The organism is Bradyrhizobium sp. SMVTL-02, assembly GCF_051853005.1.
GTDB lineage: Bacteria > Pseudomonadota > Alphaproteobacteria > Rhizobiales > Xanthobacteraceae > Bradyrhizobium.
The window spans coordinates 596,117-621,856 of the sequence record NZ_CP182469.1 but is presented as its reverse complement, the minus strand read 5'-3'; the positions used below and the strand labels follow the sequence as shown (position 1 = coordinate 621,856).

Sequence of the window (25,740 nt, the reverse complement as noted above, 5' to 3'; positions counted from 1 at the left end):
ACTTGTAACCGTCATGAGAGCCCCATATGTTTTCGCCCCGGGGGCAGTCAGCGGCGAGCGCTCGCCGAACGAGACGCCAAAGGAGAGCAACATGGGTCTACTCGATGTCCTCAACGGCATGCAGAACGGCCCCCGCGGCCCGAGCACGGCAAGCTCCGAGCAATCCTCCGGCGGAATGTCGCCGATGACCATGGCGATCATTGCCCTGCTTGGGTGGAAGGCATTCAAGCATCTGACGGCCGGCCAGCCCAGCGCGGCGCCTGCCCCGCAGCAGCGCTCGCCGCTGCCGCCGCCGACACCGGTCAACACGGGCAACGCCACGCAGCCCGGCGGCAGCGGCGGCCTCAGCGATCTGCTCAAGGGCGGCCTCGGCGGCCTGCTCGCCGGTGGCGCGGCCGGGACCGTGCTGAGCGGCGGGCTCGGCGACCTCCTCAACCAGTTCCAGCAGAGCGGCCACGGCGAGGCCGCGAATTCCTGGGTCGGCAAGGGCGAGAACAAGCCGATCGCACCTGGCGATCTCGCCAATGCGCTCGGCGCGGACCAGATCGAGAGCCTGTCGGCCCAGAGCGGCCTGTCGCGCGAGGAGCTGCTCTCCGGTCTCAGCCAGTATCTGCCGCAGGTGGTCGATCACCTGACGCCGGACGGAAGGCTGCCGACAGAGAACGAGCTATCCGGCAGGATTTAGGAGAGGTCTTCAGTTCCGTTTGAGCGTGATCCGCTCGGAAAACCGCTGCAAACTTTTCCGGATCACGCTCTGCGAATCCCAGGCAAGGGGAGGACTGTCATGAGTTTCGGCGGCCTGTTGTGGATCATCATCGTCGGCTTCATCGCCGGCCTCATCGCGCGCTGGCTTGCGCCGGGGCCGCACAATCCGAGCGGCTTCATCCTCACCACCATCCTCGGCATCGCCGGCGCGTTTCTGGCGACCTTCGTCGGCCAGGCCATCGGCCACTACAGCCCCGACCAGGGCGCCGGCTTCATCATGGCCACGGTCGGCGCAGTGGTGGTGCTGTTCATCTGGCACCGGCTGGTGGCCAGCGGCGTAATAAAAGGGTAGCCCGCCAAGGGTCGGTGGAAGGCACACTGCCTCCACATCGTCATTGCGAGGAGCTCTTGCGACGAGGCAATCCAGACTGTCACCGCTCTGGATTGCTTCGTTTCGCTCGCAACGACGAATTAGGTAACCAGATGCATGCCCGCATCCATGCGCACGACCTCGCCGGTCATGTTGCTGGAGGCCGGCATCGCCAGGAAACAGACGAGCTGCGCGATGTCATCTGCGGATGATGCGACCTTGAGCGGCACCTTCGCCACGACGCTGTCGCGCACCTGCTTGGCGCCGGCCTCGCCGCGGCCCTTGGTGAACCAGGGCGTGTCGATATAGCCGGGGCAGACCGTGTTGACGCGGATCAGCGGCGCCAGCGCGCGCGACAGCGACAAGGTCATGGTGTTGAGCGCGCCCTTGCTCGCGGCATAGGCGATCGACGAGCCGACGCCGCTGATGCCGGCAACCGACGACACGTTCACGACCGCCGACGGCCGCCCCGAAGCCTTCGCGCCGGCTTCGAGCAGGCTACGCGCGGCGCGCACCATCTGGAACGGGCCGATGGTGTTGACGCCGTAGAGCCGCTGAAAATCTTCAGCCGACAAGCCGTCGAGATCGGCATGCGCCACATGCTTGGTGGTGCCGGCATTGTTGACGAGGATGTCCAGCCGGCCCCAGCCGCTGGCTGCAGCGACGATCTTGCGGCAATCCTCATCCTTCGAGACGTCGCCCTGCGCAACCAGCACCTCCGCAGCGCCCGCCTTGCGGCAGACTTCCGCGGTGGCTTCGGCCTCCTTCTGGCTCGACGAATAGTTGATGACGAGCCGCGCTCCGCTCCGGGCGAGAATTTCCGCGGTCGCCGCGCCAAGTCCGGATGCGGACCCCGTCACGATTGCGCACAAGCCGTCTTTTGCCATCCCGGATTTCCTTCCCTGTATCTGGTGTGGCGCCCTGTTTAGCGAGTTTGCGGCGCCCTGCAAATCGAGCAAACTCCGCTAAGCGGAATTAGTCCAGCCGGCTCTTGCCCCATGCCGGCGCCGCAGATGGGCCTGCGATCAACGCTTGTCAGGGCCATGGCTTTTTCCGATCATCGGGCGCAAGAAGAACCTGCGCGCCGGCTCATCAGGCCCGACGCGCCAACGGCAAAACACGGGGAACGCTGTGGCGGAGAGTGACAATATCGTCGTCGAGACCGCGGAGAAAATCTTCGCCGATCTCGCCGATCCGCAAACCATCAACAACGACAAGAATAATTCCTGGCAGGCGCCGCTGTGGCAGGCGCTGAGCGAGGCCGGCCTGCCGCTGGCGTGGGTGCCTGACGATCTCGGCGGCTCCGGCGCGAGCCTCGCCGACGGCTTTGCGCTGCTGAACGCTGCCGGCCGCTTCGCGGTCGCGGTTCCCCTCGCCGAGACCATGCTCGCCGGCTGGCTGCTCGCACAGGCGAAGATCGCTTCGCCCGAGGGCGAGATGACCGTCGTGCCGGCGAGCCCGAAGGATCGCATCATCCTCGATGCCGATGGCGCGCTCTCCGGCCGCGCCCGCGGCGTGCCCTTTGCCAAAGCGGCGAAGCATTTTGCTGTGCTGGCGCACGGCAAGGATGGCGCGGTCATCGCGCTGGTCGACGCGACCAAGACGCGGATCGAAGCCGGGCTCAATGTCGGCTACGACCACAGCGACACCGTGACGCTCGACAAGGTGCAGCCCCTCTCGACGGGGCCGGCGCCCAAGAGCTTCGACCAGACCAATCTGATGCTGATGGGCGGCGTCGCGCGCAGCCTTCAGATCGCCGGCGCGCTGGAATCGATGCTCGACATCTCGGTGCGCTACTCCAACGAGCGCGTCGCCTTCGAGAAAAAGATCTCGAAATTCCAGGCGGTGCAGCACAACCTCGCGCGTCTTGCCGGCGAGTCTGCGGCGGCGCTCGCGGCCGCGACCTCGGCCGCCGATGCCATCGCGAATGCAAAATCTTTCAACGACGAGATCTATCTCGAAGCTGCCTCCGCCAAGATCCGCTGCGCGGAAGCCGCCGAAAAAGGCGGCGGCATCGCGCATCAGGTGCATGGCGCGATCGGCTTCACCATGGAGCACATCCTGCATCGCTACTCACTGCGCGCGCTGGCCTGGCGTGACGATTTCGGTTCGGAAAGCCATTGGGCCGTCGAGCTCGGCAAGCTCGTTGCCACGAGAGGCGCCGATGAATTGTGGCCGCTCGTGGCGTCGCGCTGATCAGGAGACGAGACAACAATGACCGCTGCCCTCCGTTTCGATCCGATCCGCCTGCCCGAAAAGTGCGAGCAGCTGCGCAAGGAAGTGCGCGCCTTTCTCGCCGAAGAGATCGCCGCCGGCACCTTCGATCCGAACAAGCCCAACCGCGAAGACACCGACGCGCCGGAATTTTCCCGCCGGGTCGGCGCCAAAGGCTGGCTCGGCATGACCTGGCCCAAAAAATATGGCGGCCAGGAGCGCTCATTCCTTGAACGCTACGTGGTGACCGAGGAGATGCGCGTCGCCAATGCGCCGACGCGGCGCTTCTTCGTCGCCGATCGCCAGAGCGGGCCGGTGCTGCTGAAATACGCACCCGAGCACATCAAGATGGAGATCTTGCCGCGGATCTGCCGCGGCGAGATCTGCTTTGCCATCGGCATGAGCGAGCCGAACTCCGGGTCCGACCTGTTCGCCGCAAAGACGCGCGCGACCAAGACCGACGGCGGCTATCTCATCAACGGCACCAAGATCTGGACCTCGTCGGCACACATCGCCGACTACATGATCGCGATCTTCCGGACCTCGCCGCCGACCAGGGAGAACCGCCGTCACGGCCTCACCCAGTTCCTGGTCAAGATGAAGCAGCCCGGCATCAAGGTGAATCCGATCGGCCAGATCACAGGGCAATACGAGTTCAACGAGGTCGTCTTCACCGATCACTTCATCCCGGACGATCACGTGCTCGGCGAAGTCGACGGCGCCTGGAAGCAGGCGACGAGCGAGCTGGCCTATGAGCGCTCGGGCCCCGAGCGCTTCCTCGAGACCTACTACGTGCTGACCGAGCTGGTGCGCGCAGTCGGTCCCAATCCGGACACGCGCAGCGCCGAAGGCATCGGCCGGCTCGTTGCGCAGCTCCACACCATGCGGCGCATGTCGGTGTCGGTGGCCGGCATGCTGCAGGCCGGCAAGGAGCCGGTGGTCGAAGCGTCCATCGTCAAGGACATCGGCACGGTCTGGGAGCAGCAGCTGCCGCACCGTGTGCGCGACCTCGCCGCCTTCGTCGAGGAGACCGCGACCAATCGCGAGACCTTGGAGCGGCAGCTCGACTTCGCGATCAAGACCGCACCGAAGCTCACCATCCAGGGCGGCACCACCGAGGTGCTGCGCGGCATCATCGCGCGTGGACTTGGTCTGCGCTAGATGCGACCGAGACGCCGGCCGCGTACTCCGTCCACCTCTCCCGTAGGGAGAGGTGGTTCTTCGCTTACTGACAGATCGAGATACAGGAGGCCAAATGAGCACGTATAAAGACATCGGCGTCGAGAAGGTCGGGCATGTCGGCACCATCGAGATCCGAAGGCCGCCGCTGAACTTCTTCGACATCGCGCTGATCAACCAGATCGCGGACGCGCTCGACGAATTCGACCGCGACATAGAGATCCGCGCCTCCGTCCTGTCGGCGCAGGGCAAGGCGTTCTGCGCCGGCGCCAATTTCGGCGACCCGGCGCGGCAGGCGCAGGAAGCACGCGAGGCCGAGCAGGCCAGGAAAGGCGATCCGGCCGACAATCTCGGGCCGATCAGCCATCTCTACATCCAGGCCGTGCGCATCTTCCGGGCCAAGAAGCCGATCGTTGCGGCCGTGCAGGGCGCCGCCATTGGCGGCGGCCTGGGGCTCGCAGTGTCGGCCGACTTCCGAGTCACCTGCCCGGAAGCGCGCTTCTCCGCGAATTTCACCAAGCTCGGATTCCATCCCGGCTTCGGCCTGACCGTGACGCTGCCCGAGCTGATCGGCAAGAACAACGCCGAGCTGATGTTCTACACCAGCCGCCGCGTCACCGGCGAAGAGGCCTACAAGTGGGGCCTCGCCAACGAGCTGGTGCCGCAGGACCAGGTGAAGTCGGCCGCGATGAAGCTCGCCGGCGAGATCGCCGAATGCTCCCCGCTCGGCCTGCTCTCGACCCGCGCCACGTTGCGCAACGGCCTCGCCGACCGCGTCATGGCCGCGACCAATCACGAACTCGCCGAGCAGACCCGCCTGCGCGCGACGGAAGATTTCAAGGAGGGCGTCAAGGCCACGGAAGAGCGGCGCGCGGCGAATTTCAAGGGGAGGTGACTCCCTTCTTCCTTGAACCGCCGCACGTCCACCCGTCATCCTGAGGTGCGATCTGCACGGTGCGCCGCAGCGTGCGGAGAGCCTCGAAGGATGAACGGCCCCGCCGGTGGCCGTCGCCCTTCGAGGCTCGCCGAAGAGGCGAGCACCTCAGGGTGACGGATAACAAAGAAGCAGCTCAACTCACGCGAAACGTCACCCCGCCGAGCAGAAACTCATTGCCCGCCACCGCGAGCCCCTTGGCTTTGGCGGTATGCAGCACCTGCGCTACGTCAGCCACGCGAAACTCCAGCGCGCTCATGATTTCGCTGCCGCCCTTCACGAAGCGGAAGGTTGCATTGGGCAGCTCCAGTTCGGCTTGGGCGTTCGGCGCAATCCCGATGATCTTGCCCCAGTGCTCCGCCAGCCGCTGCGGGTCCGGGCTCTGCATCTCCACCGCCGTCAACGCCCGCGTCACGTCCGTGCGGATGAACTTCTGCCAGTCCGGCCCCGCCGGCGGATACGGCCCGAGGATATCATCGCTGCCTTCGGTGTGATTGAACTCGATGAAGGCGGCACGGCAGTCCCGCGGGTGGAGCTGCACGCCGTGATAGGGCGCGTGGTCGATGACGTTGGCGGTGCGCACGCCGAGCGCATTGGCATTGCGCCCGCACGCGTCGGGATCATCGCAGCAGAAGATCGCCATGTAGCCGCCGCGGCCGCCGGTCTTCTCGATGAAGCGGCCGGCCGTGGTGCCGTCCTTGAACGGCGCCACCACCTCCAGCAGAATCGTGTCAACCGGGAGCAGCGCGTTCTCCAGGCCGTATTTGGCGACATTGCCGTCGCGATAGCAGACGGCGAGGCCCATGATCCGGGCGATGTCGGAGATCACGGGCTCGAGCTGCGGTGCGACCAGGCAGATCTGCCGCAAGCGCATATAGGACGCCATCGTCACTCGCCCCTGAAGGCGGGATTGCGCTTCTCAACGAAGGCTTTTGCGGCCTCCTTGTGATCGGCGGTATCGCCGCAGCGGGTGTGGTGGATCGCCTCGCCGTCGAAGCAGTCCTCCAGCGCCAGATGCTCGGCATTGTTGATGTTGCGCTTGACGTAGCCGAGCGCTATCGACGGTCCTTGCGCCAGCGACAGCGCGACCTCGCGCGCGGCCGCATCGATCTCGGCGTCGGGGACGACCTTCGTCACCATGCCGATGGCCTGCGCCTCCTTCGCGGTCAGCACAGGCGACATCAGATACAGCTCGCGCGCCCGCGCGCTACCGAGCAGCTGGGTGAGGAAATAGGTACCGCCATAGTCGCCGGAGAAACCGACTTTTGCAAAGGCGGTCGTGATCTTGCAGGATTCAGAGGCGATGCGGAGGTCGCAGGACAGCGCCATCGACAGGCCCGCGCCGGCCGCCGCGCCGTCGAGCTGCGCCACCACAGGTTTCGGCATCTGGTGCAGGATGCGCGAGACCTCCATGCCGCGGCGCAGATTCGCAAGCTTCTGCTCGAACGGCAGCGGCGCGCGGCCCTCCGCCATCGACTTGACGTCACCGCCGACGCAGAACGAGCCGCCGGCGCCCTTGAACAGCACCGCGCGCACATCAGGATCGTCGGCGGCGCGGCGCGCCGCGTCGACCAGCCCGCGCACCATGTCGGGGTTGAGCGCGTTCTTCCGCTCGGGCCGGTTCATGGTGATGGTGAGCAGCCCGCCTTCGAGCCTCTGTAGAACCATCTCGTTCATGGGACGCCTTCCTCTCGTTATTTGACCAAGCTCTCAGCGCACCGTCATTGCGAGCGGAGTGAAGCAATCCAGAGTCTTTCCGCGGATGCAGTCTGGATTGCTTCGTCGCAAGAGCTCCTCGCAATGACGTCGTGACTTACGTCATGCCGTCACTTCTTCACCAGCGGGCAGCGCGACTGCTCCAGCGACTGGAACGCCTCGCCGCCGGGCACGGTGGCGAGCAGCTTGTAGTCGTCCCAGCGGCCCTTGGATTCCGACGGCTTCTTCACCTCGAACAGGTACATGTCGTGGATCATGCGGCCGTCCTCGCGGATCTTGCCGTTCTTGGCGAAGAAGTCGTTGATCGGCGTCTCCTTCATCACCTTCATGACCGCGGCGGCATCGGTCGTGCCGGCCGCCTTCACGGCCTTGAGGTAATGGGTCACGGAAGAATAGACACCGGCCTGCGCCGAGGTCGGCGGCCGCTTGACCCGCTCCATGAAGCGCTTCGAGAACGCACGCGTCTCGTCGTTCATGTCCCAGTAGAACGCTTCCGCCAGCAGCAGGCCCTGCGCGGTCTCCAGCCCGATCGAGTCGATGTCGGTGACGAAGGCGAGCAGCGGCGAGACCTTCTGGCCACCCTTGGTGATGCCGAACTCGGCCGCCTGCTTGATGGCGTTGACGGTGTCACCACCGGCGTTCGCCAGCCCGATCACCTTGGCTTTGGAGGACTGAGCCTGGAGCAGGAATGACGAAAAATCCGACGTGTTGAGCGGATGGCGCACGCTGCCGAGCACCTTGCCTCCCGTCTTGCTCACGACGTTGCTGGTGTCCTTCTCCAGATCCTGGCCGAAGGCGTAATCGGCGGTGAGGAAGAACCAGGTGTCGAGCCCGGATTTCACGGCGGCAAGGCCGGTGACGTTGGCCTGACCGAACGTGTCGAACACGTAGTGCACGGTGTAGGGGCCGCAGGCCTCGTTGGAGAGACGGATCGAGCCCGGTCCGTTGAACATGATGATCTTGTTGCGAGCTTTCGCGATCTCGCCGGCCGCGAGCGCGGTCGCGGACGCCGCGACGTCGTAGATCATCTCGACGCCCTGATTGTCGAGCATGTCGCGGGCGATGTTGCCGGAGAGATCGGCCTTGTTGAGATGGTCGGCCGCCAGCACCTGGATCTTGCGTCCCAGCACCTCGCCGCCGAAATCCTCAACGGCCATCTTCGCCGCGGTCTCGCTGCCGGGACCGGTGATGTCGGCATACAGGCTCGACATGTCGAGGATGCCGCCGATCTTGAGTGGCGGCTTGTCCTGGGCCTGCGCGGCGCTCGCACTCAGGGCAAAAGCGGCGGCAAAAATGCCGGACAAAACATGCTTCATCGAAAAAGACCTCCCTTATCGCGCCGTGCTCTGATGGCGGCTTGGTTATTGCTGTTGCCACGATCATGCCGCATGCGCGGGAGGGCAGCAAGCATGGCGCTGCTGCAGCGTAGGATTGGCGCGCATGTTTTCCGCAAAACGGAATGGTGGCGTAGGGCAAGACGTTTCCGCTCCGTTATTGCGAGCCAACGGGTCCGCGCGAAAGCGCGGTCCGATGACAGGCTCCGCGCGGAGCAATCCAGAGTCTTTCCGCAGAGGCAGTCTGGATTGCCTCGCCGCGCTCGCAATGACGGAGCATGACGAAGCCTCTTCTCGCCTCACTACGTATGAGCTATGAGTAGCACGCAATGCAACCTTTACGGGTCACGTGACGCGACGCCTCCACCTCATCGCAGCATTTCTTCTCCTCGCGGATCACACCGCGCTCGCCACGCCGTGCCAATTCGAATCCATGGGAGAGGGCCGCGTCGCCGCCATCGTCGATGGACGCAGCGTGCGCCTCGACGACGGTCGCGAGATCCGCCTCGCCGGAATCGAGCCGACCGCGACGACGAAGCAGACGCTGACGTCACTGCTCGCCCGCCGTGACGTGACGCTGCGAAGCGGCGACGACTCACCCGACCGCTACGGCCGCCAGGGCGCGCTGATCTTCATCGGCGAAAGCGACAGCTCGGTCCAGGCCACGCTGCTGGCCCAGGGCGAGGCCATCGTCTCCGCCGAGATCGGCGACAAGGACTGCGCGGCCGCGCTGATGACGTCGGAGGCGCAGGCCAGGCGCCAAAAAATGGGCAATTGGGCTGACCCATTGGCCATAAAAAACGCGGAAAGTCCGGACGATATTTTGGCAGGGATCGGGCGCTTCATGGTGGTCGAGGGCAAAGTCCTGTCGGTCCGGCAGGCTGGGGCAATGACCTACCTCAACTTCGGACGAAACTGGACACGCGGCTTTGCCGTGACTATTTCAAAGCGCGCGCTACCGGTGTTCGAAAGCGCCGGGATTGCCCTTAAGTCCCTGGAGTATCGACGTATTCGGGTCAGGGGCTGGGTTGAGGGGACGACAGGGCCGCGGATCGATGTGCGTCTCTTGGGACAGGTTGAATTGCTGGGCGCAAATGAGCCTACTGGGGTAAGGCCTTAACGGCCGGGCACGGGTTAAGCGACGTGAATGGGGTGCTAGAACGGCACGGACTTGGTGATTGCCGCCGCCTGCGGGCCGCGCCGGCCGCGCTTTGCCTTGCGCTGGGCGGGCTTCTCGCCGGCTGCGGTGACATGAGCCGGTTCCAGACCGCCGCCGCCCCGCCCACCGTGGCGATACCCAAGCCGAAGCCTGCGGTCGCGCAGACCCCCGCCACCGAGAAGGAGCACGAGCGCATCCTGGCGAGCTATGGCGGCGCCTATGACGACCCCAGGCTCGAATCCCTCGTCAGCAAGACCGTCGACCGGCTCGTCGCAGCATCCGACCGCCCCGACCAGGGCTACAAGGTCACCATTCTCAATTCCGGCGCGGTCAACGCCTTCGCGCTCCCCAACGGCCAGCTCTACGTCACGCGCGGTCTTCTTGCGCTGGCGAGCGACACCTCGGAATTGTCCTCCGTGCTCAGCCACGAGATGGCGCATGTACTGTCGAAGCACGCCGCGATGCGCGAGGACCAGGCGCGCCAGGCCGCCATCGTCACCCGTGTCGTCACCGACATGAGCAACGATCCCGACCTCACCGCGCTCGCGCTCGCCAAGACCAAGCTCACCATGGCGAGTTTTTCGCGCAACCAGGAGTTCGAGGCAGACGGCGTCGGCATCGGCATCTCCGCCAAAGCGCATTTCGATCCCTATGGTGCAGCGCGCTTCCTCTCGGCGATGGAGCGCAATGCCGAGCTCAAGGCCGGCAAGAGCTCGCTCGATCCGCGCGCGCAGGATTTCACCTCATCGCATCCGGCAACGCCGGAGCGCGTGCAGAATGCGCAGAACATCGCACGGCAATACGCCGCGCCCGAGGGCGCCGAGCGCGACCGCGAGAGCTATCTCGCCGCGATCGACAACCTCGTCTATGGCGAAGACCCCAGCGAAGGCTTTGTCCGGGGCCGGAGATTCCTGCATCCGAAACTCGGCTTCACCTTCCAGGCGCCTGAAAATTTCACGCTCGACAACACCGCGCAGGCCGTGATCGGCGTGCGCGACGGCGGCTCGCAGGCGATGCGGTTCGACGTCGTGCGCGTGCCGGGCGAGCAGTCGCTCGGTGATTACCTCAATTCCGGCTGGATGGAAGGCGTCGAGAAGGCCTCGACCGAGGATATCACCATCAACGGCTTCCCGGCCGCGTCCGCCACCGCCAAGGGCGACCAGTGGCAGTTCAAGGTCTATGCGCTGCGCTTCGGCAGCGACGTCTACCGCTTCATCTTCGCGACGCGACAGAAGTCGACCGAGAGCGAACGCAACGCCCGCGAGACCGTCAACTCATTCCGCCGCCTGACGCTCGAGGAGATCCAGGCCGCGCGTCCGCTGCGCATCAAGGTCATCACCGTGCAGCCCGGCGACACCGTGGAATCGCTTTCCCACCGCATGGCCGGCGTCGATCACCCCGCCGAACGCTTCCGCGTGCTCAACGGCCTCGATCGCACCGCCCAGGTGAAGGTGCGGGATCGCGTGAAGATCGTGGCGGATTGAGGCTGCGCTAGCTTCGCAAATTCCGCCGTCATCCCGGGGGACAAGCGCGCGGAAATCGCGCGCCGATCCGGGCCCCATAGCCGCAGGACCCTGGCGGGCACGCTGGTAGCCCCAGCGCGCGTCGACAATGAACAGTCGGGGTAGCGGGCCCTCCCGGCTTTCGCCAGGACGACACCGAGATTGTCTGAGCTTTAACCGCCCGCGTCCATATCGCCCGCCTCGCGCTGGCCGCTGAGCCAGAGCGCGAGCAGGGTCCAGAACGCGCCGGAGAGCAGATACGCACCCGAAGCGATCACGCCGAGATTGGTGGCGAGCAGCAGCGCGACGAGCGGAGCGAAGCCGGCGCCGAACAGCCAGGCCATGTCAGAGGTCAGCGCCGATGCCGTGTAGCGATACGCCTGCTTGAAGTTCGAGGCGATCGCACCCGAGGACTGGCCGAAGGAGAGGCCCAGCAGGATGAAGCCGATCACCATGTAGATGGTCTCGCCGAAAGCGCCGGCATCGAGCAACTGCGGGGCGAAGCCGCTGTAGATCGCGATCGCGATCGCCGATCCCATCAGCAGCGACTTGCGGCCGACGCGGTCGGCGATGATGCCGGAGGCCACGATCGCGGCGACGCCGAACACGGCGGCGACGATCTCGATGATCAGGAAGCGCACCGGGCTCTCGCGGGTGAACAGGAACACCCAGGACAGCGGAAACACGGTGACCATGTGGAACAGCGCGAAGCTCGCCAGCGGCGCGAATGCGCCCAGCATGATGTTGTGGCCTTCGCGCGCGACAGTGTCGGAGATGCGCGAGGGCTGCAATTCGCGGGTCTCGAACAGCGAGGCATATTCTTCCGTCGTCACCATGCGCAGGCGCGCGAACAGCGCCACGACGTTGATGGCAAACGCAACGAAGAAGGGATAGCGCCAGCCCCAGTCGAAGAAATCGTCGGCCGAGAGGTTGCCGGCGAAATAGGCGAACAGCGCGCTCGCCACGATCAGCCCGAGCGGAGCGCCGAGCTGCGGCACCATCGCGTACCAGCCGCGCTGGGACGCCGGCGCGTTCAGCGCCAGCAGCGAAGCCATGCCGTCCCAGGCGCCGCCCCAGGCCAGACCCTGCGCGATGCGCGCCAGCGCCAGCAGCCAGATCGCGGCAACGCCGATGTCGTGATAGCCGGGCAGGAAGGCGAGCGCGACGGTGGCGGTGCCGAGCAGGAACAGCGCCGAGACCAGCTTGGCCGTCTTGCCGTACTCCCGGTCGATCGTCATGAAGATGACGGTGCCGATCGGACGGGCCAGGAACGCCAGCGCGAAGATCATGAAGGAATAGAGGGTGCCGGTCAGCTCGCTCGTGAACGGGAACACCAGGCGCGGGAACACGATCACCGAGGCGATCGCGAACACGAAGAAGTCGAAGAATTCCGAGGTGCGCCCGATGATGACGCCGATGGCGATCTCGCCGGGACTGGCTTGGTCGTGGCCGTGCTCGCCCGAGTGAAGGTCTGCCATTGCGGGGGTCTGTGCCGTCGCCATTCGTGCGCCCTTAACGTCCTGAAAACCAAAACCGACGGCCCGGCGGGGAGCCGGGCAATCCGGCCCTGTCTGGCCCAACCTTCCGCACTGCAACATTGGACAAATTGTCCAATGTCCTGATTGCTGCGTCGCAGCTACCCGTTGGCCCCGCAAAGGAAACTCATTCTCAAAGGCTCGGCCCGTGTCTCGTCTCAAGATCCTGGCGCTACTACCCTTGGCGGTTGCGCTCAGTGGCTGCAACTACATCGTGCTGGCACCCGCCGGCGACATCGCTGCGCAGCAGCGCGACCTCGTCATCATCTCCACCGTCCTAATGCTCCTGATCGTCATCCCCGTGATGGCGCTGACGGTGCTGTTCGCCTGGCGCTACCGCCAGTCCAACACCTCGGCCCGCTACGAGCCGGAATGGGATCACTCGACCAAGCTCGAGCTGGTGATCTGGTCGGCGCCGCTGCTGATCATCGTCTGCTTGGGCGCGCTGACCTGGATGGGCACGCATCTGCTCGACCCCTATCGCACCCTCGGCCGCATCAAGGCGGAGCAGGCCGTGGACCGGTCCAGGGCCCCGCTCGAGGTCGATGTCGTCGCGCTCGACTGGAAGTGGCTCTTCATCTATCCGGACTACGGCATCGCCACCGTCAACGACCTCGCCGCTCCCGTCGATCGTCCGATCAACTTCCGCATCACGGCGTCCTCGGTGATGAACTCGTTCTACATCCCCGCGCTCGCCGGCCAGATCTACGCGATGCCGGGCATGGAGACCAAGCTCCACGCGGTCGTGAACCACGCCGGCACCTACAAGGGCTTCTCCGCCAACTACAGCGGCGCCGGCTTCTCCGGCATGCACTTCAACTTCCAGGGCCTCGATGACAAGGGCTTTGACGCCTGGATAGCGCAGGCCAAGTCCGCCGGCGGCTCGCTTGGCCGGGCGGAATATCTCCAGCTCGAAAAGCCCACCCAGAACGAGCCGGTGCGGCGCTGGGGCACGGTCGATTCCGATCTCTACCGCCTGATCCTCAACATGTGCGTCGAGACCGGCAAGATGTGCCAGAGCGAGATGATGGCGATCGACGCCACGGGCGGTCGCGGCCATGAGGGTCTGAACAACACCCTGCCGCTCACTTACGACAAGTACGCCCGCCGCGGCACCCCGCTCGGGCCCGAGCCGACCTTCGTCGCCGGCACCTGCACGCCGGATGCGCCCCAGGGCCAGACCACGGCATCGATCAAGGCTCCGACCGACATCGCGCCGCTCACCGGCGCCGGCCTGAAGCGGCCCACCTTCACGCCGCTGAAGTCCTCGTCCTTCTTCCTCGGACAGCGTCCGAAGTCAGACTCCTAAAGAGAACGCGCATGTCTCCTGATCTTCTCAAGCTCATCTTCGGCCGGCTCGGCCTCGAATCGCTGCCGCTGCACGAGCCGATCGTCGTCGGCACCTTCGTGGTGGTCGCGCTCGGCGGCGCCGCGCTGCTCGGCGGCCTCACCTATTTCCGCCTCTGGGGCTACCTCTGGCGCGAATGGTTCACCACGGTGGACCACAAGCGCATCGGCATCATGTACATGATCCTCGGCATCGTGATGCTGCTGCGCGGCTTCGCCGACGCGTTGATGATGCGCGGCCAGCAGATGCTGGCCTTTGGCGGCTCCGAAGGCTATCTCAACGCCCATCACTACGACCAGGTCTTCACCGCCCACGGCGTGATCATGATCTTCTTCGTGGCGATGCCGCTCGTCACGGGCCTGATGAACTACGTGGTGCCGCTGCAGATCGGCGCCCGCGACGTGTCGTTCCCGTTCCTGAACAATTTCAGCTTCTGGATGACGGTCGGCGGCGCGGTGCTGGTGATGGCCTCGCTGTTCATCGGCGAGTTCGCCCGCACCGGCTGGCTGGCTTATCCGCCGCTGTCCAACATCGGCTACAGTCCTGACGTCGGCGTCGATTATTACATCTGGGCGCTGCAGGTCGCCGGCGTCGGAACGACCTTATCCGGCATCAACTTGATCTGCACCATCGTCAAGCTGCGCTGCCCGGGCATGACCATGATGAAGATGCCGGTGTTCACCTGGACCTCGCTCTGCACCAACATCCTGATCGTCGCCTCTTTCCCGGTCCTGACCGTCGTGCTCGCGCTGCTCTCGCTCGACCGCTACGTCGGCACCAACTTCTTCACCAACGATTTCGGCGGCAGCCCGATGATGTACGTGAACCTGATCTGGATCTGGGGCCACCCCGAAGTCTACATCCTGGTTCTCCCGGCCTTCGGCATCTTCTCGGAAGTCACCTCGACCTTCTCCGGCAAGCGCTTGTTCGGCTACACCTCGATGGTCTACGCCACCGTCGTCATCACCATCCTGTCGTACCTGGTCTGGCTGCACCACTTCTTCACGATGGGCTCGGGCGCCAGCGTCAACTCGTTCTTCGGCATCACCACGATGATCATCTCGATCCCGACGGGCGCGAAGATGTTCAACTGGCTGTTCACGATGTATCGCGGCCGCATCCGCTACGAGCTGCCGATGATGTGGACGATCGCCTTCATGCTGACCTTCGTGATCGGCGGCATGACCGGCGTGCTGCTCGCGGTGCCGCCGGCCGACTTCGTGCTGCACAACAGCCTGTTCCTGATCGCGCACTTCCACAACGTGATCATCGGCGGCGTGGTGTTCGGCGCCTTCGCCGGCATCAACTACTGGTTCCCGAAGGCGTTCGGCTTCAAGCTCGATCCGTTCTGGGGCAAGATGTCGTTCTGGTTCTGGGTCACCGGGTTCTACCTGGCCTTCATGCCGCTCTATGTGCTCGGCCTGATGGGCGTGACCCGCCGCCTGCGCGTGTTCGACGATCCGTCCCTGCAGATCTGGTTCGTCGTCGCCGCGATCGGTGCCCTGTTCGTCTTCATCGGCATCCTCTCGATGCTGATGCAGTTCGCGGTGAGCCTGCTCAAGCGCGAGCAACTCAAGGACGTCACCGGCGATCCCTGGGACGCGCGCACGCTGGAATGGGCGACCTCCTCGCCACCGCCGGACTACAACTTCGCCTTCACCCCCGTCGTTCACGACAATGACGCGTGGTGGGACATGAAGAAGCGCGGCTACCAGCGCCCGCTCACCGGGTTCAAGCCGATCCACATGCCGAGCAGCACCGGCACCGGCGTCATCCTCGCCGGCCTCGCCACCGCGATGGGTTTCGGCCTGATCTGGTACATGTGGTGGCTGGCGGCCGCGAGCTTTGTCGCGATGCTCGCCGTCGGTATCGGTCACACCTTCAACTATCACCGCGACTTCGACATTCCGGCTGAAGACGTCATCCGGACCGAGGACGCGCGCACCAAACTGCTCGCCGGAGCCAAGTAAATGACCATCGCTGTCAATCCCGCGCAAACCGGCGAGCCGCTGTTCTATCTCGCCGACGAACATCCGCATCCGGAAGGCTACAGCACCTCGCTCGGCTTCTGGATCTACCTGATGAGCGACTGCCTCATCTTCGCGATCCTGTTCGCCACCTTCGGCGTGCTCGGCGGCAATTACGCCGCCGGACCCGCGCCGAAGGACCTGTTCGACCTGAACCTGGTCGCGGTGAACACCTCGATGCTGCTGCTGTCGTCGATCACGTACGGTTTTGCCATGCTGATGATGCAGCAGAACAAGATCGCGCAGACGCAGATCTGGCTGGCGATCACCGGCCTGTTCGGCGCCGCGTTCATCGGCATCGAGCTCACCGAGTTCGCCCACATGATCCACGAAGGCGCTACCCCTCAGCGCAGCGCCTTCCTGTCCGCCTTCTTCACCCTGGTCGGCACCCACGGCCTGCACGTCAGCTGCGGCCTGATCTGGCTGGTGACCCTGATGGTGCAGGTCGGGAAATTCGGCCTGATCGAGGCCAACCGCCGCCGCCTGATGTGCCTGTCGATGTTCTGGCACTTCCTAGACGTGGTCTGGATCGGCGTCTTCACCTTCGTCTATCTCCTGGGAGTTCTGCGATGAACACCGATACTCACGCTGCCGGCGCGCACGACCATCACCACGGCGACAGCCACGCCCACAGCACGTTCTCGGGCTACATGCTCGGCTTCGTGCTCTCGGTCGTGCTGACCGCGGTCCCGTTCTGGCTGGTGATCAGCGGCGTGCTTCCGAGCAAGCAGATCACCGCGCTCGTCATCATGGCCTTCGCGGTCGTGCAGATCGTCGTGCACATGATCTACTTCCTGCACATGAACACGACGTCGGAGAACGGCTGGAGCATGATGGCGCTGATCTTCACCATCGTCATGGTGGTGATTGCGCTGTCCGGTTCGCTGTGGGTGATGAGCCACCTCAATAGCAACATGATGCCCATCCACCAGATGAGCGGGATGAAGTGAGCGACAGCCTGACGTGAGCAAGACTGGGACCGTGACGAGCAAGGCAGACCGGACGCGCGGCAAAACTGCGCGTCCGCGCCTGTGGCTCACGGTCCTCTCGCTCACGGCCTTTGCAGTTCTGGTCGCGCTCGGCGTCTGGCAGATCGAGCGTCGCGCCTGGAAGCTGGCGCTGATCGATCGCGTCGAGCAGCGCGTCCATGCCCCGGCCCAGCCGATCCCCGCGCCCGCGGCGTGGCCCTCAATCACCGCCGCGAGCGACGAATACAGGCATGTCAGCGTCACCGGCCGCTTCCTCCATGACCGCGAGACGCTGGTTCAGGCCGTCACCGAGGAAGGCCCCGGCTATTGGGTGCTGACGCCGCTTCGGCGCGGCGACGGCACCCTGGTCCTGGTCAACCGCGGCTTCGTGCCGACCGAGCGGCGCGACGCATCGACGCGCCAGGCCGGCAATCCCGAGGGCCAGGTCGCGATCACCGGCCTCCTGCGCATCACGGAGCCGAAGGGCGGTTTCCTCCGCGACAACGTCCCCCAGCACAATCGCTGGTACTCGCGGGATGTCGCTGCGATCGCGGCGGCGCGCGACCTCCACGAGGTCGCACCCTTTTTCGTCGATGCCGACGCCGGATCACAAACCGCCGGCGGCCCCATCGGCGGATTGACCGTGATCCGCTTTCCCAATAACCACCTGATCTATGCGCTGACGTGGTTTGCCCTGGCCTTCATGCTGGCGGGTAAACTTTTCGTCTCATTCGGCGGCGGGCTGTTCCGCCGCAGGCGCTTCGTCCACGAACCGGCCGGCGGCCCCGATGCCGCCGCCCGCAGGACGGGATCAGATGCTGGAACGATCGTCGAACAGGCCTGACGACGGAATAAGGCAGTCGCTCGCCCAAACTGGCGGACTGGCCGTCACACTGCAAGCGCACGCGGATACGCGCAGCGAGCTGATCGGCCATGCGCCGACGGACGACGAGACCAACCGCAAGAACATGGCGCTGCTGATCCAGCTGCGCTGGACCGCAGTGGTCGGCCAGATCGTGACCATCGGCAGCGTGCATTTCTGGCTCGGCATCCCGCTGCCCCTGGAGCGGATGGGCGCGGTGATCGGCGCGCTGGTGCTGCTCAATGTCTCGAGCCTGGTCTGGGTGCGCCATAGGGCCGCGATCTCCAGCAACGAGTTGCTGGTCGCCTTGATGCTCGATGTCGCCGCGCTGACCGCGCAGCTTTACCTCAGCGGCGGCGCCACCAATCCCTTCACCTCGCTGTTCCTGCTGCAGGTGACGCTGGCTGCCGTGCTGCTCGACGCCCGATCGACCTGGTCGCTGGTGGCGCTGACCTGCGCATGCTTCGTCTGGCTTACCTTGGCCTACCGGCCCCTCGACCTGCCGCCGAATCCGCTCAGCGAAACCTATACGCTCACCGTCGCCGGCATGCTGCTTGGCTTCGCGCTCAACGCCGTGCTGCTGGTGGTGTTCGTGACCCGCATCAACAGGAATTTGCGCGACCGTGACGCGCATCTGGCGGCACTGCGCCAGCATGCGGCCGAGCAGGATCACATCGTCCGCATGGGCCTCCTGGCCTCCGGCGCGGCCCACGAGCTCGGCACGCCGCTGGCCTCGCTCTCGGTCATCCTCAGCGACTGGCGCCGCATGCCCGACCTTGCCGCCAAGCAGGAGCTCGCCGAGGATCTCGCGGAAATGGAAACCTCGCTGCAGCGCTGCAAGTCGATCGTGACGGGCATCCTGGTATCGGCCGGCGAAGCCCGCGGCGAAGGCTCCTCGCCGACGACGGTGACGGCGTTCGTCACCGCGCTGGTCGACGAATGGCGCAACGCCCGTTCGGCGCGCACGCTCTATTTCGTCAACACGTTTGGCGAGGACGTCGCGATCGTCTCGGACGTCGCGCTGAAGCAGGTCATCTTCAACGTGCTCGACAACGCCTACGAAGTCTCGCGCGAGTGGGTCGAGTTACTGTCCGAGCGCGAGGGCGACAATCTCGTGCTGTCGATCTCCGACCGCGGCCCGGGCTTCGCGCCGGAGATGCTGGCGCAGCTCGGCAAACCCTATCAATCGAGCAAGGGCCGCGCCGGCGGCGGACTCGGCCTGTTCCTGGTGGTGAATGTGGTGCGCAAGCTGGGCGGCAGCGTGACCGCCGAGAACCACAGGAAGCGCGGCGCCACCGTGCGGCTGACGCTGCCACTCGCAACGCTTGCGATCGGAGGCAGCTTTGACGCCTGACCGTTCGCTCATCGTCGTCGAGGACGACGAAGGCTTTGCGCGCACGCTGAAGCGCTCGTTCGAGCGCCGCGGCTACGAGGTCGTGATCGCCGCCTCGATCGAGGAGGTGCGCAAGGTGCTGGAGGAACGCTCCTTCGGCCATGCCGTGGTCGACCTCAAGCTCGGCGGCGCCTCGGGGCTCGCCTGCGTCGAGCTGCTGCACACGCACGCCGAGGACATGCTGATCGTGGTGCTGACCGGCTTTGCCAGCATCTCCACCGCCGTCGAAGCGATCAAGCTGGGCGCCTGCCACTACCTCGCAAAACCCTCCAACACCGACGACATCGAGGCCGCCTTCCACAAGGCCGAAGGCAACGCCGAGGTCGCGCTCGACGCGCGGCCGACCTCGATCAAGACGCTGGAATGGGAGCGCATCCATCAGACCCTGATCGAGACGGACTTCAACATTTCTGAAGCGGCGCGACGATTGGGGATGCATCGCAGGACGCTGGCAAGGAAGCTGGAGAAGCGGCCGGTGAAGTGAGACAAGGCGCGTCTCTCGCCGTCCCGGCCTAGTGCGCAATTGCGCACTAGGCCGGGACGACACTGAGTTTGTCGAGCCGTCATCGTGGACGGCGCCTCATCACCCTACGAACCCCAAACAAAAAGCCCGGCCGAACGGCCGGGCTTTTGATCTCTTGCGATCGGCGCGGGACGCTTACGCAGCCTCATCGGCGACGGTGGTGTCGTCGCCATCGGAATCGTCGGCATCACCGCCCTCGACATCGCTATCAGCCTCGCCCTCGGCGGCTTCCGCCTTGGCGTTGGCGCGGCGCGGGCTCTTGGCGAGCTGGGCCTCGATCTCCTTGACCGCTTCGGTCTCGGTCGAGTGCTGCACCACCGCGATCTCCCGGGACAGACGATCGAGCGCCGCTTCATAGAGCTGGCGTTCAGAGTAGGACTGCTCCGGCTGAGAGTCCGAGCGATAGAGGTCGCGCACGACCTCGGCGATCGCGACGATGTCGCCCGAATTGATCTTCGCTTCGTACTCCTGAGCGCGGCGCGACCACATGGTGCGCTTGACGCGGGCGCGGCCCTTGAGGGTCTCCAGCGCCTTCTTGACCAGCGCCGGCTCGGACAGCTTGCGCATGCCGACGTTGGCGACCTTGGCGGTCGGAACGCGCAGCGTCATCTTGTCCTTGATGAAATTGATGACGAACAGCTCGAGCTTCGCACCGGCGATCTCCTGCTCCTCGATGGCCAGGATCTGGCCGACGCCGTGGGCGGGATAGACGACGAATTCGTTGGCCTTGAAGCCCTGACGCTGGGTCACGACCTTCTTTTCCTCAACCTTCGGAGCAGCAGCGGGCTTTGCGGCCGGCTTGGCAGCAACGGGAGCTTTGGCAGGAGCAGCAGCAACAGGGGCCTTCGGCGCGGGCTTGGCAGCGGGAGCCTTGGCAGCAGCAGGCTTGGAAACGGTCGCTTTCGCGGCCGGCTTTGCAGTCTTGTTAGGCATTGCGCTTCTTTTGTTCTTCGAGGACTTTGCAGCCGGCGCCTTCGTCGCGGTCCGACCCTTGGATGCGCTACGGCTGGCCGCGGCGACTTTTTTGGCCTCCTTGCGGGAAGCCCTCGCTGAAGTACTCTTTTTACGCGTTTTCTGTGACACAGCCTGCGCGCGGAAACTGCCACGCCCCTGTTCGACATTTGGTTTCACGGGAACCCAGAGGGGCCAACGCGGCTGACGGGGTTCGGCTTAATGTGCCCAATATAGCACATTTCCCGCAAAAATCAATGATTTAGGGGTCTTGAGAGCTGGTTTTCGGCGCTAACGTACGTATTAGGGTTAAGTTTGGGCGGGAATTAGTCCCCCGAGCCCGGGTTCGGAGAAAAATACTTCTCGAACTTGCCTTCCATACCGTCGAATTCCTTCGCGTCGGCAGGTGATTCCTTCTTCTGGGTGATGTTCGGCCAGCTTTTGGCGTAATCGGCGTTGACCTGCAGCCACTTTTCCAGCCCCGGTTCCGTGTCCGGCTTGATGGCGTCGGCGGGGCATTCCGGCTCGCACACGCCGCAATCGATGCACTCATCCGGGTGGATGACGAGCATGTTGTCGCCCTCGTAGAAGCAATCGACAGGGCAGACCTCGACGCAGTCGGTGTACTTGCACTTGATGCAGTTTTCAGTGACGACGTAAGTCATCCAACGCTCCGAAAAGCTCTTTCAAAAGTCGCGGCTTGCGTAGCGCGGATGGCCCGGCGCCGCAAGGTCGGCAAGGCCCGATCATGACGGCTTTGTGTGTTTGATCGACCAAGAAATGAATACGAAGCGCAATTAATTGCGCTTTGCTTCATTCAGCTCCTCGTAGAGCACGCGCGCCGAGGCGGCATCGCCGCGGCGCGCGTTGAAGCCGGTGACCTTCAACACGCGCACGGTGCGGTCGAGGGCGATGGTGAGGACGTCGCCTAGCTTGACCGCGTGTCCCGGCGAGGTCTCGCGCGCGCCGTTGATGCGGACGTGTCCCGATACCACCAGCTCGGCCGCGGAGGTGCGTGCCTTCACCACCCGCGCGTGCCACAGCCATTTGTCGAGACGCTGCCGCTCGGTCGTCGTGGCACTACTCCTTGCGCCCCGAGAGCTGCTCCTTCAGGGCGGCGAGTTTTGCGAAGGGTGAGTTCGGATCGATGGGGCGATCGCGCTCGCGCGGGTTCGCGCTCGAGGCGTAGGGACGCAGCGAGGGGCCCGACTCGCGATCGCGACGATCGCGGCCCTTGTCGCGGTCGCGGCCACCGCGGTGCTCGCGGCCGCTGTCGCGATCGCCGGGCTTGCCCTTGCCGCGATCACGATCCTTGCCCTCGAAGCGGCGATTATTGTCGCTGCGCTGCTCGCGGCGATCGCCGCCGCCCTCTTCGCGGCCCTTGCGGAAGTCCTTGCGATGTCCGCCATGACGATGGCCCGGCTTCGCGCCTTCGGCGGCTTCGCCAGGCAGGGCGCTCGCTGCACCGGGTGCAGCGCCAGCTTCGGCACCGGCCTGCGGACGCGGCTGATGATGGTGACGCTGGTGGCGATGGCGCTCGTGGCGCGGCTTGCGATCTTCGTGACGGCCACCGGGACGCCAGACCTCGACCAGCTCGGGCTCCGCGGGCGCGGCTGCGGCTTCGACAGGCGCGGAGGCATCGGGCGATGCGGCGGCTTCCGTGGCCGCAATCTCGGCCGGAGCCGCGTCAACGGGTGCTGCGGGCTCTTCAGCCGGTGGCGCGATGCCGGGAGCGTCTTCCGCCGTGACGGGCGCTTCGGGAGGCGCTTCGAGCGCCGGCTCCTCATGAGCGGGCACATCGTGCTGCTCCATGCCGGGCGCGTCTTCGACGGTGACGGCTTCGGCGGACACAGCCGCCTCTTCCGGCAAGCCTGCTACGGCCTCCGCGGCGGTCTCGGTTGACGTCTCCGCGCTGCCTTCAGCGGGCGGCGTCTCGGCGACCACCGTCTCGGCAGCGGTCGCTGCGGGCTTCACCGGCAGCGGCGGACGCTTCTCCATCCGATAGCCGAGGGCGCGCAGCACGGAGGCGAAATCCTCGCCCGCGGAGCCGGTGAGCGAGGTCATCGCCTGCGTCACCACGAAGCTGCGGCCGTCGAACGCGCCGGCGGGCTTTTCGCCGGGCGAGTTCTCGCGCCAGGCCAGAGCGGGGCGGATCAGATCGGCAAGACGCTCCAGGATGTCGACGCGCACGGCGCGCTCGCCGGCCTGCTTGTAGCCGAGCACGCGATAGGCATCGCGCGGCAGAGCCTTGTCGACCGGGAACGAGGTGCGGCCGGATGATGCGAGATGCTGCGCGCCCGAGAGCGAGGACAGATCGACATTGTCCTGCTTCAGCGCCCAGAGCAGCGCGGCGAGCGCACGCGCGGCGGGCTTGAGCAGGCCGGGGAAATAGATGTGATAGGCGCCGAAGCGGACGCCGTACTTGCGCAGCGTCGCGCGCGAGGGCTGGTCGAGATCCTTCAGCTCGTTCGCGATTCTGGGACGCTCGAGCACGCCGAGCGCCTCGACGAGCTGATAGGCGATGCCGCGGGCAATGCCGGTGACGTCCTCGGCCTTCGAGAGCTCGAACATCGGCCCGAGCAGCTTCTCGATATGCGTCTTGACCCAGAGGTCGAGCCGCGCCTGCACCTTCTCACGCGGGCCGCCGGTCAGGCGCTCGTCGGAGATGATGCGGATGCGCGGATGCAGCGCGTCCTCTGCGGCCGACAGCCGCGCCACGGCATCGCCGGTCCAGCGGATCATCCCTTCGGAGGTCAGCACGAACTGCTCGTCCGGCGCGTTGCCCAGTTTTTCGGCGCGCGTGTTGATCTCGCCGGCGAGCACCGCTTGCGCTGCAGCCTGCAAGGCTTTCGCATCGGAGCCGGCTTCCGCCGCATCCGGTGCAAAGGTGAAGCCGTCGAGGCGGCCGATGGCATGGCCTTCGACGATGACTTCGCCGGTCTTGCCGATTTCAGTATTCAAGCTCGTGTTCTCCCGCAGGCGGCGCATCAATACACTGGTCCGACGATCAACGAAACGCTCAGTCAAGCGTTCATGGAGCGCATCCGATAATTTATTTTCGACCTCCCGCGTGATCCCCTGCCAGCGTTCGGGGTCTTTCAGCCAGTCCGGGCGGTTGGCGACGAAGGTCCAAGTGCGGATCTGCGCGATCCGGGCCGACAGTGTGTCGATGTCGCCGTCGATGCGGTCGGCCTGCTCGACCTGCGCGGCGAACCAGGCGTCGGGAATGCATCCCTTCCGCATCAGGAAGCCGTACAGCGTGGTCACCAGCTCGGCGTGAGCGGCCGGCGACAGTTTTCGGTAATCGGGGACCTGGCAGGCCTCCCAGAGCCGCTCCACCGCGGCCTTGCCATGCGCGATATCGCGCACCTCGACGTCGCGGGCGGCATGATCCAGCACGCGCATGTCCTCGGCGATCGGCGCGCGCGTCAGCGCCTCGTGCCCGGGCGGCAGGTTCAGCGACACCTGGAGCGCGCCGAGCGAGGAGAAGTCCAGCTTCGCGTTGCGCCATTGCAGCATCTTCACGGCGTCGAAGGTGTGGTTCTGCAGCGCGTTGACGAGCTCGGGGTCGAAAGGCGCGCAGCGGCCCGTGGTGCCGAAGGTGCCGTTGCGCGTGGCGCGGCCGGCGCGGCCTGCGATCTGCGCGAATTCCGACGGGGTCAGGCGGCGGAACTGGTAGCCGTCGAACTTGCGGTCGGAGGCAAACGCGACGTGGTCGACGTCGAGATTGAGGCCCATGCCGACCGCGTCGGTGGCAACGAGATAATCGACATCGCCGTTCTGGAACATCGCCACTTGCGCATTGCGCGTGCGCGGCGAGAGCGAGCCGAGCACGACGGCGGCGCCGCCATGCTGGCGGCGGATCAGCTCGGCGATGGCGTAGACTTCATCCGCCGAGAACGCGACGATGGCGGTGCGGCGCGGCTGGCGCGTGATCTTGCGATCGCCCGCGAATTCGAGGCTCGACAGGCGCGGCCGCGTGATCATGGACACGCCGGGCAACAGGCGCTCGATGATCGGGCGCATCGTCGCGGCGCCCAGCAGCAGCGTCTCGTCGCGGCCGCGGCGGTTGAGGATGCGGTCGGTGAAGACGTGGCCGCGCTCGAGATCGGAGGCGATCTGGACCTCGTCGACGGCGAGGAAGGAGACGTCGAGGTCTCGCGGCATCGCCTCGACGGTGGAGACCCAGTAGCGCGGGTTCTTCGGCTTGATCTTCTCCTCGCCGGTGACCAGCGCGACGCTCTCCACACCCGCGCGATCGGCGATCTTGTTGTAGACCTCGCGCGCGAGCAGGCGCAGCGGCAGCCCGATCATGCCCGAGGGATGCGCCAGCATCCGCTCGATGGCGAGATGGGTCTTGCCGGTGTTGGTCGGCCCGAGCACGGCAGTGACGCCCGCGCCGGGCACTCGATCGTGAAGGGCGCGCTCGGAAGCGAAGGGAGAGGGAGAGAAGGCCATGTCTAGGGGATTAGGTAGTGCCGATTTGGGCGAATGTCAGTGCTGTTTGGGGCGGTGAGGCGACTTGCGGAGTGTCGGCCATGTCTCCGAACGCGGAGCGGCCACCCCAACTGCTGTCATCGCCCGGCCCGACCGGGCGATCCAGTCCGCCAGGCGATCGTGACTGGACCGAGAAGCCGCGGCGTACTGGATGCCCCGGTCAAGCCGGGGCATGACAGCGCAGTGTGCAGGAGCCCCTCCCCAAACCCCGCGCAACTGTCTCACTTTGCGACGCTTTTTCCGTTCTCTTTAAGCTTCGGAACGACTCTAGAACGAATCGCGGCCGAATCGCTGACTCCCCGTTGAATCCTGTTCCGTTCACGCAACATGTCGCGGGACTCGTCTTGGGCGCGCACTAGATGGAGTTTTGCCCCGCCGTACAAGCGACGTTTCGATGGCGCGTTTCTTAAAATTGGGGACGGCGCGGAGTCGAATCAGAATCGGGTCGGAGTCAAATGGATTCCCGGATCGGGGCCGCCAAAACAAAACTGCGAAAACGACCCCATGCACAGTAGAAAGGGAC

General features: G+C 65.3%; 23 protein-coding genes. 14 read left to right on the top strand and 9 right to left on the bottom strand.

Translation table 11 applies throughout. From position 1 onward, the window contains the following. Positions 1-91 precede the first annotated feature (91 nt). Together ACNJYB_RS02920 and ACNJYB_RS02915 are read left to right on the top strand one after the other, a co-directional pair. Positions 92-685 carry a YidB family protein gene (locus tag ACNJYB_RS02920; protein ID WP_439372622.1) on the top strand — a complete coding sequence of 198 codons (594 nt, stop codon included), beginning with the start codon at positions 92-94 and terminating at the stop codon, positions 683-685. A 99-nt stretch (positions 686-784) separates the two neighbouring features. Further along, positions 785-1,057, top strand: a complete 273-nt coding sequence (locus ACNJYB_RS02915) for a GlsB/YeaQ/YmgE family stress response membrane protein (RefSeq protein ID WP_439372621.1) — start codon at positions 785-787, stop codon at positions 1,055-1,057. A 119-nt stretch (positions 1,058-1,176) separates the two neighbouring features. Here the strand turns inward: ACNJYB_RS02915 and ACNJYB_RS02910 are convergent, their stop codons facing one another. Beyond that, positions 1,177-1,962, bottom strand: coding sequence for an SDR family NAD(P)-dependent oxidoreductase (locus ACNJYB_RS02910; RefSeq protein WP_439372620.1), 786 nt, complete (start codon positions 1,960-1,962; stop codon positions 1,177-1,179). Positions 1,963-2,206: 244 nt separating this feature from the next. Here ACNJYB_RS02910 and ACNJYB_RS02905 point away from each other — a divergent pair, with 244 nt between their 5' ends. From ACNJYB_RS02905 to ACNJYB_RS02895, 3 genes are all read left to right on the top strand, one after another. After that, positions 2,207-3,271 (top strand): acyl-CoA dehydrogenase family protein, encoded by a 1,065-nt coding sequence (locus ACNJYB_RS02905; protein ID WP_439372619.1) that lies wholly within the window; start codon positions 2,207-2,209, stop codon positions 3,269-3,271. Positions 3,272-3,289: 18 nt separating this feature from the next. After that, on the top strand, positions 3,290-4,450 hold the full coding sequence (locus tag ACNJYB_RS02900) for an acyl-CoA dehydrogenase family protein (protein WP_439372618.1): 1,161 nt from the start codon (positions 3,290-3,292) through the stop codon (positions 4,448-4,450). Between the two features lie 94 nt (positions 4,451-4,544). Further along, a complete protein-coding gene (locus ACNJYB_RS02895; RefSeq protein ID WP_439372617.1) occupies positions 4,545-5,363 on the top strand; it encodes an enoyl-CoA hydratase/isomerase family protein in 819 nt (272 codons plus the stop codon). Positions 5,364-5,538: 175 nt separating this feature from the next. Here the strand turns inward: ACNJYB_RS02895 and ACNJYB_RS02890 are convergent, their stop codons facing one another. The 3 genes from ACNJYB_RS02890 to ACNJYB_RS02880 all read right to left on the bottom strand — a co-directional run bounded on the left by ACNJYB_RS02890 (position 5,539) and on the right by ACNJYB_RS02880 (position 8,434). Continuing rightward, positions 5,539-6,288 carry a hypothetical protein gene (locus tag ACNJYB_RS02890; RefSeq protein WP_439372616.1) on the bottom strand — a complete coding sequence of 250 codons (750 nt, stop codon included), beginning with the start codon at positions 6,286-6,288 and terminating at the stop codon, positions 5,539-5,541. A gap of 2 nt (positions 6,289-6,290) precedes the next feature. After that, entirely contained in the window at positions 6,291-7,079 is a 789-nt protein-coding gene (locus ACNJYB_RS02885) for an enoyl-CoA hydratase (protein ID WP_439372615.1), read from the bottom strand. 149 nt (positions 7,080-7,228) lie between these two features. Then, a complete protein-coding gene (locus ACNJYB_RS02880; RefSeq protein ID WP_439372614.1) occupies positions 7,229-8,434 on the bottom strand; it encodes an ABC transporter substrate-binding protein in 1,206 nt (401 codons plus the stop codon). A 367-nt stretch (positions 8,435-8,801) separates the two neighbouring features. Between ACNJYB_RS02880 and ACNJYB_RS02875 the strand changes: the two genes are divergently transcribed. Further along, the gene (locus ACNJYB_RS02875) at positions 8,802-9,572 is read left to right on the top strand and encodes a thermonuclease family protein (RefSeq protein ID WP_439372613.1); all 771 of its coding nucleotides are present in this window, start codon (positions 8,802-8,804) and stop codon (positions 9,570-9,572) included. 131 nt (positions 9,573-9,703) lie between these two features. Continuing rightward, a complete protein-coding gene (locus tag ACNJYB_RS02870) occupies positions 9,704-11,095 on the top strand; it encodes a M48 family metalloprotease (RefSeq protein WP_439372612.1) in 1,392 nt (463 codons plus the stop codon). A gap of 191 nt (positions 11,096-11,286) precedes the next feature. Here the strand turns inward: ACNJYB_RS02870 and ACNJYB_RS02865 are convergent, their stop codons facing one another. Then, on the bottom strand, positions 11,287-12,615 hold the full coding sequence (locus ACNJYB_RS02865) for an MFS transporter (protein WP_439372611.1): 1,329 nt from the start codon (positions 12,613-12,615) through the stop codon (positions 11,287-11,289). Positions 12,616-12,796: 181 nt separating this feature from the next. Here ACNJYB_RS02865 and cyoA point away from each other — a divergent pair, with 181 nt between their 5' ends. Genes cyoA through ACNJYB_RS02830 form a run of 7 tightly spaced genes read left to right on the top strand, consistent with a single transcriptional unit; the run spans position 12,797 to position 19,730 of the window. Next, entirely contained in the window at positions 12,797-13,957 is a 1,161-nt protein-coding gene (cyoA, locus tag ACNJYB_RS02860; protein ID WP_439372610.1) for a ubiquinol oxidase subunit II, read from the top strand. Positions 13,958-13,968: 11 nt separating this feature from the next. Then, complete coding sequence (cyoB, locus tag ACNJYB_RS02855; protein WP_439372609.1) at positions 13,969-15,966, top strand: cytochrome o ubiquinol oxidase subunit I; 1,998 nt, start codon at positions 13,969-13,971, stop codon at positions 15,964-15,966. After that, positions 15,967-16,596: a cytochrome o ubiquinol oxidase subunit III gene (gene cyoC, locus ACNJYB_RS02850; RefSeq protein ID WP_439372608.1), complete on the top strand. Its 630-nt coding sequence runs from the start codon at positions 15,967-15,969 to the stop codon at positions 16,594-16,596. It begins immediately after the preceding gene. Further along, positions 16,593-16,973, top strand: coding sequence for a cytochrome o ubiquinol oxidase subunit IV (cyoD, locus tag ACNJYB_RS02845; protein ID WP_439372607.1), 381 nt, complete (start codon positions 16,593-16,595; stop codon positions 16,971-16,973). The genes cyoC and cyoD overlap by 4 nt, the downstream gene beginning before the upstream one ends. A gap of 13 nt (positions 16,974-16,986) precedes the next feature. Continuing rightward, positions 16,987-17,835: an SURF1 family protein gene (locus ACNJYB_RS02840; protein WP_439372606.1), complete on the top strand. Its 849-nt coding sequence runs from the start codon at positions 16,987-16,989 to the stop codon at positions 17,833-17,835. Then, positions 17,807-19,207, top strand: a complete 1,401-nt coding sequence (locus ACNJYB_RS02835; RefSeq protein WP_439372605.1) for an ATP-binding protein — start codon at positions 17,807-17,809, stop codon at positions 19,205-19,207. The genes ACNJYB_RS02840 and ACNJYB_RS02835 overlap by 29 nt, the downstream gene beginning before the upstream one ends. Continuing rightward, a complete protein-coding gene (locus ACNJYB_RS02830; protein ID WP_439372604.1) occupies positions 19,197-19,730 on the top strand; it encodes a response regulator transcription factor in 534 nt (177 codons plus the stop codon). The genes ACNJYB_RS02835 and ACNJYB_RS02830 overlap by 11 nt, the downstream gene beginning before the upstream one ends. Before the next feature lie 174 nt (positions 19,731-19,904). Here ACNJYB_RS02830 and ACNJYB_RS02825 read toward each other — a convergent pair whose 3' ends face one another. From ACNJYB_RS02825 to ACNJYB_RS02810, 4 genes are all read right to left on the bottom strand, one after another. Next, entirely contained in the window at positions 19,905-20,702 is a 798-nt protein-coding gene (locus ACNJYB_RS02825) for a CarD family transcriptional regulator (protein WP_439372603.1), read from the bottom strand. 344 nt (positions 20,703-21,046) lie between these two features. Next, positions 21,047-21,385 (bottom strand): ferredoxin FdxA, encoded by a 339-nt coding sequence (gene fdxA / locus ACNJYB_RS02820; protein ID WP_018643465.1) that lies wholly within the window; start codon positions 21,383-21,385, stop codon positions 21,047-21,049. Positions 21,386-21,517: 132 nt separating this feature from the next. Then, on the bottom strand, positions 21,518-21,748 hold the full coding sequence (locus ACNJYB_RS02815) for a S4 domain-containing protein (RefSeq protein WP_439372602.1): 231 nt from the start codon (positions 21,746-21,748) through the stop codon (positions 21,518-21,520). Positions 21,749-21,800: 52 nt separating this feature from the next. Then, on the bottom strand, positions 21,801-25,178 hold the full coding sequence (locus ACNJYB_RS02810; protein ID WP_439372601.1) for a helicase-related protein: 3,378 nt from the start codon (positions 25,176-25,178) through the stop codon (positions 21,801-21,803). Positions 25,179-25,740 lie beyond the last annotated feature (562 nt).

Excerpts from the sequence above, each read along its gene's own strand:
- ACNJYB_RS02810 (WP_439372601.1), bottom strand. The coding sequence starts at position 25,178 with ATGGCCTTCTCTCCCTCTCCCTTCGCTTCCGAGCGCGCCCTTCACGAT.
- ACNJYB_RS02895 (WP_439372617.1), top strand. The coding sequence starts at position 4,545 with ATGAGCACGTATAAAGACATCGGCGTCGAGAAGGTCGGGCATGTCGGC.
- cyoC (WP_439372608.1), top strand. The coding sequence starts at position 15,967 with ATGACCATCGCTGTCAATCCCGCGCAAACCGGCGAGCCGCTGTTCTAT.
- ACNJYB_RS02890 (WP_439372616.1), bottom strand. The coding sequence starts at position 6,288 with ATGGCGTCCTATATGCGCTTGCGGCAGATCTGCCTGGTCGCACCGCAG.
- ACNJYB_RS02825 (WP_439372603.1), bottom strand. The coding sequence starts at position 20,702 with ATGCCTAACAAGACTGCAAAGCCGGCCGCGAAAGCGACCGTTTCCAAG.
- ACNJYB_RS02870 (WP_439372612.1), top strand. The coding sequence starts at position 9,704 with ATGAGCCGGTTCCAGACCGCCGCCGCCCCGCCCACCGTGGCGATACCC.
- cyoD (WP_439372607.1), top strand. The coding sequence starts at position 16,593 with ATGAACACCGATACTCACGCTGCCGGCGCGCACGACCATCACCACGGC.
- ACNJYB_RS02915 (WP_439372621.1), top strand. The coding sequence starts at position 785 with ATGAGTTTCGGCGGCCTGTTGTGGATCATCATCGTCGGCTTCATCGCC.
- ACNJYB_RS02865 (WP_439372611.1), bottom strand. The coding sequence starts at position 12,615 with ATGGCGACGGCACAGACCCCCGCAATGGCAGACCTTCACTCGGGCGAG.
- ACNJYB_RS02835 (WP_439372605.1), top strand. The coding sequence starts at position 17,807 with ATGCTGGAACGATCGTCGAACAGGCCTGACGACGGAATAAGGCAGTCG.
- ACNJYB_RS02880 (WP_439372614.1), bottom strand. The coding sequence starts at position 8,434 with ATGAAGCATGTTTTGTCCGGCATTTTTGCCGCCGCTTTTGCCCTGAGT.
- fdxA (WP_018643465.1), bottom strand. The coding sequence starts at position 21,385 with ATGACTTACGTCGTCACTGAAAACTGCATCAAGTGCAAGTACACCGAC.
- ACNJYB_RS02900 (WP_439372618.1), top strand. The coding sequence starts at position 3,290 with ATGACCGCTGCCCTCCGTTTCGATCCGATCCGCCTGCCCGAAAAGTGC.
- cyoB (WP_439372609.1), top strand. The coding sequence starts at position 13,969 with ATGTCTCCTGATCTTCTCAAGCTCATCTTCGGCCGGCTCGGCCTCGAA.
- ACNJYB_RS02885 (WP_439372615.1), bottom strand. The coding sequence starts at position 7,079 with ATGAACGAGATGGTTCTACAGAGGCTCGAAGGCGGGCTGCTCACCATC.
- ACNJYB_RS02920 (WP_439372622.1), top strand. The coding sequence starts at position 92 with ATGGGTCTACTCGATGTCCTCAACGGCATGCAGAACGGCCCCCGCGGC.
- ACNJYB_RS02910 (WP_439372620.1), bottom strand. The coding sequence starts at position 1,962 with ATGGCAAAAGACGGCTTGTGCGCAATCGTGACGGGGTCCGCATCCGGA.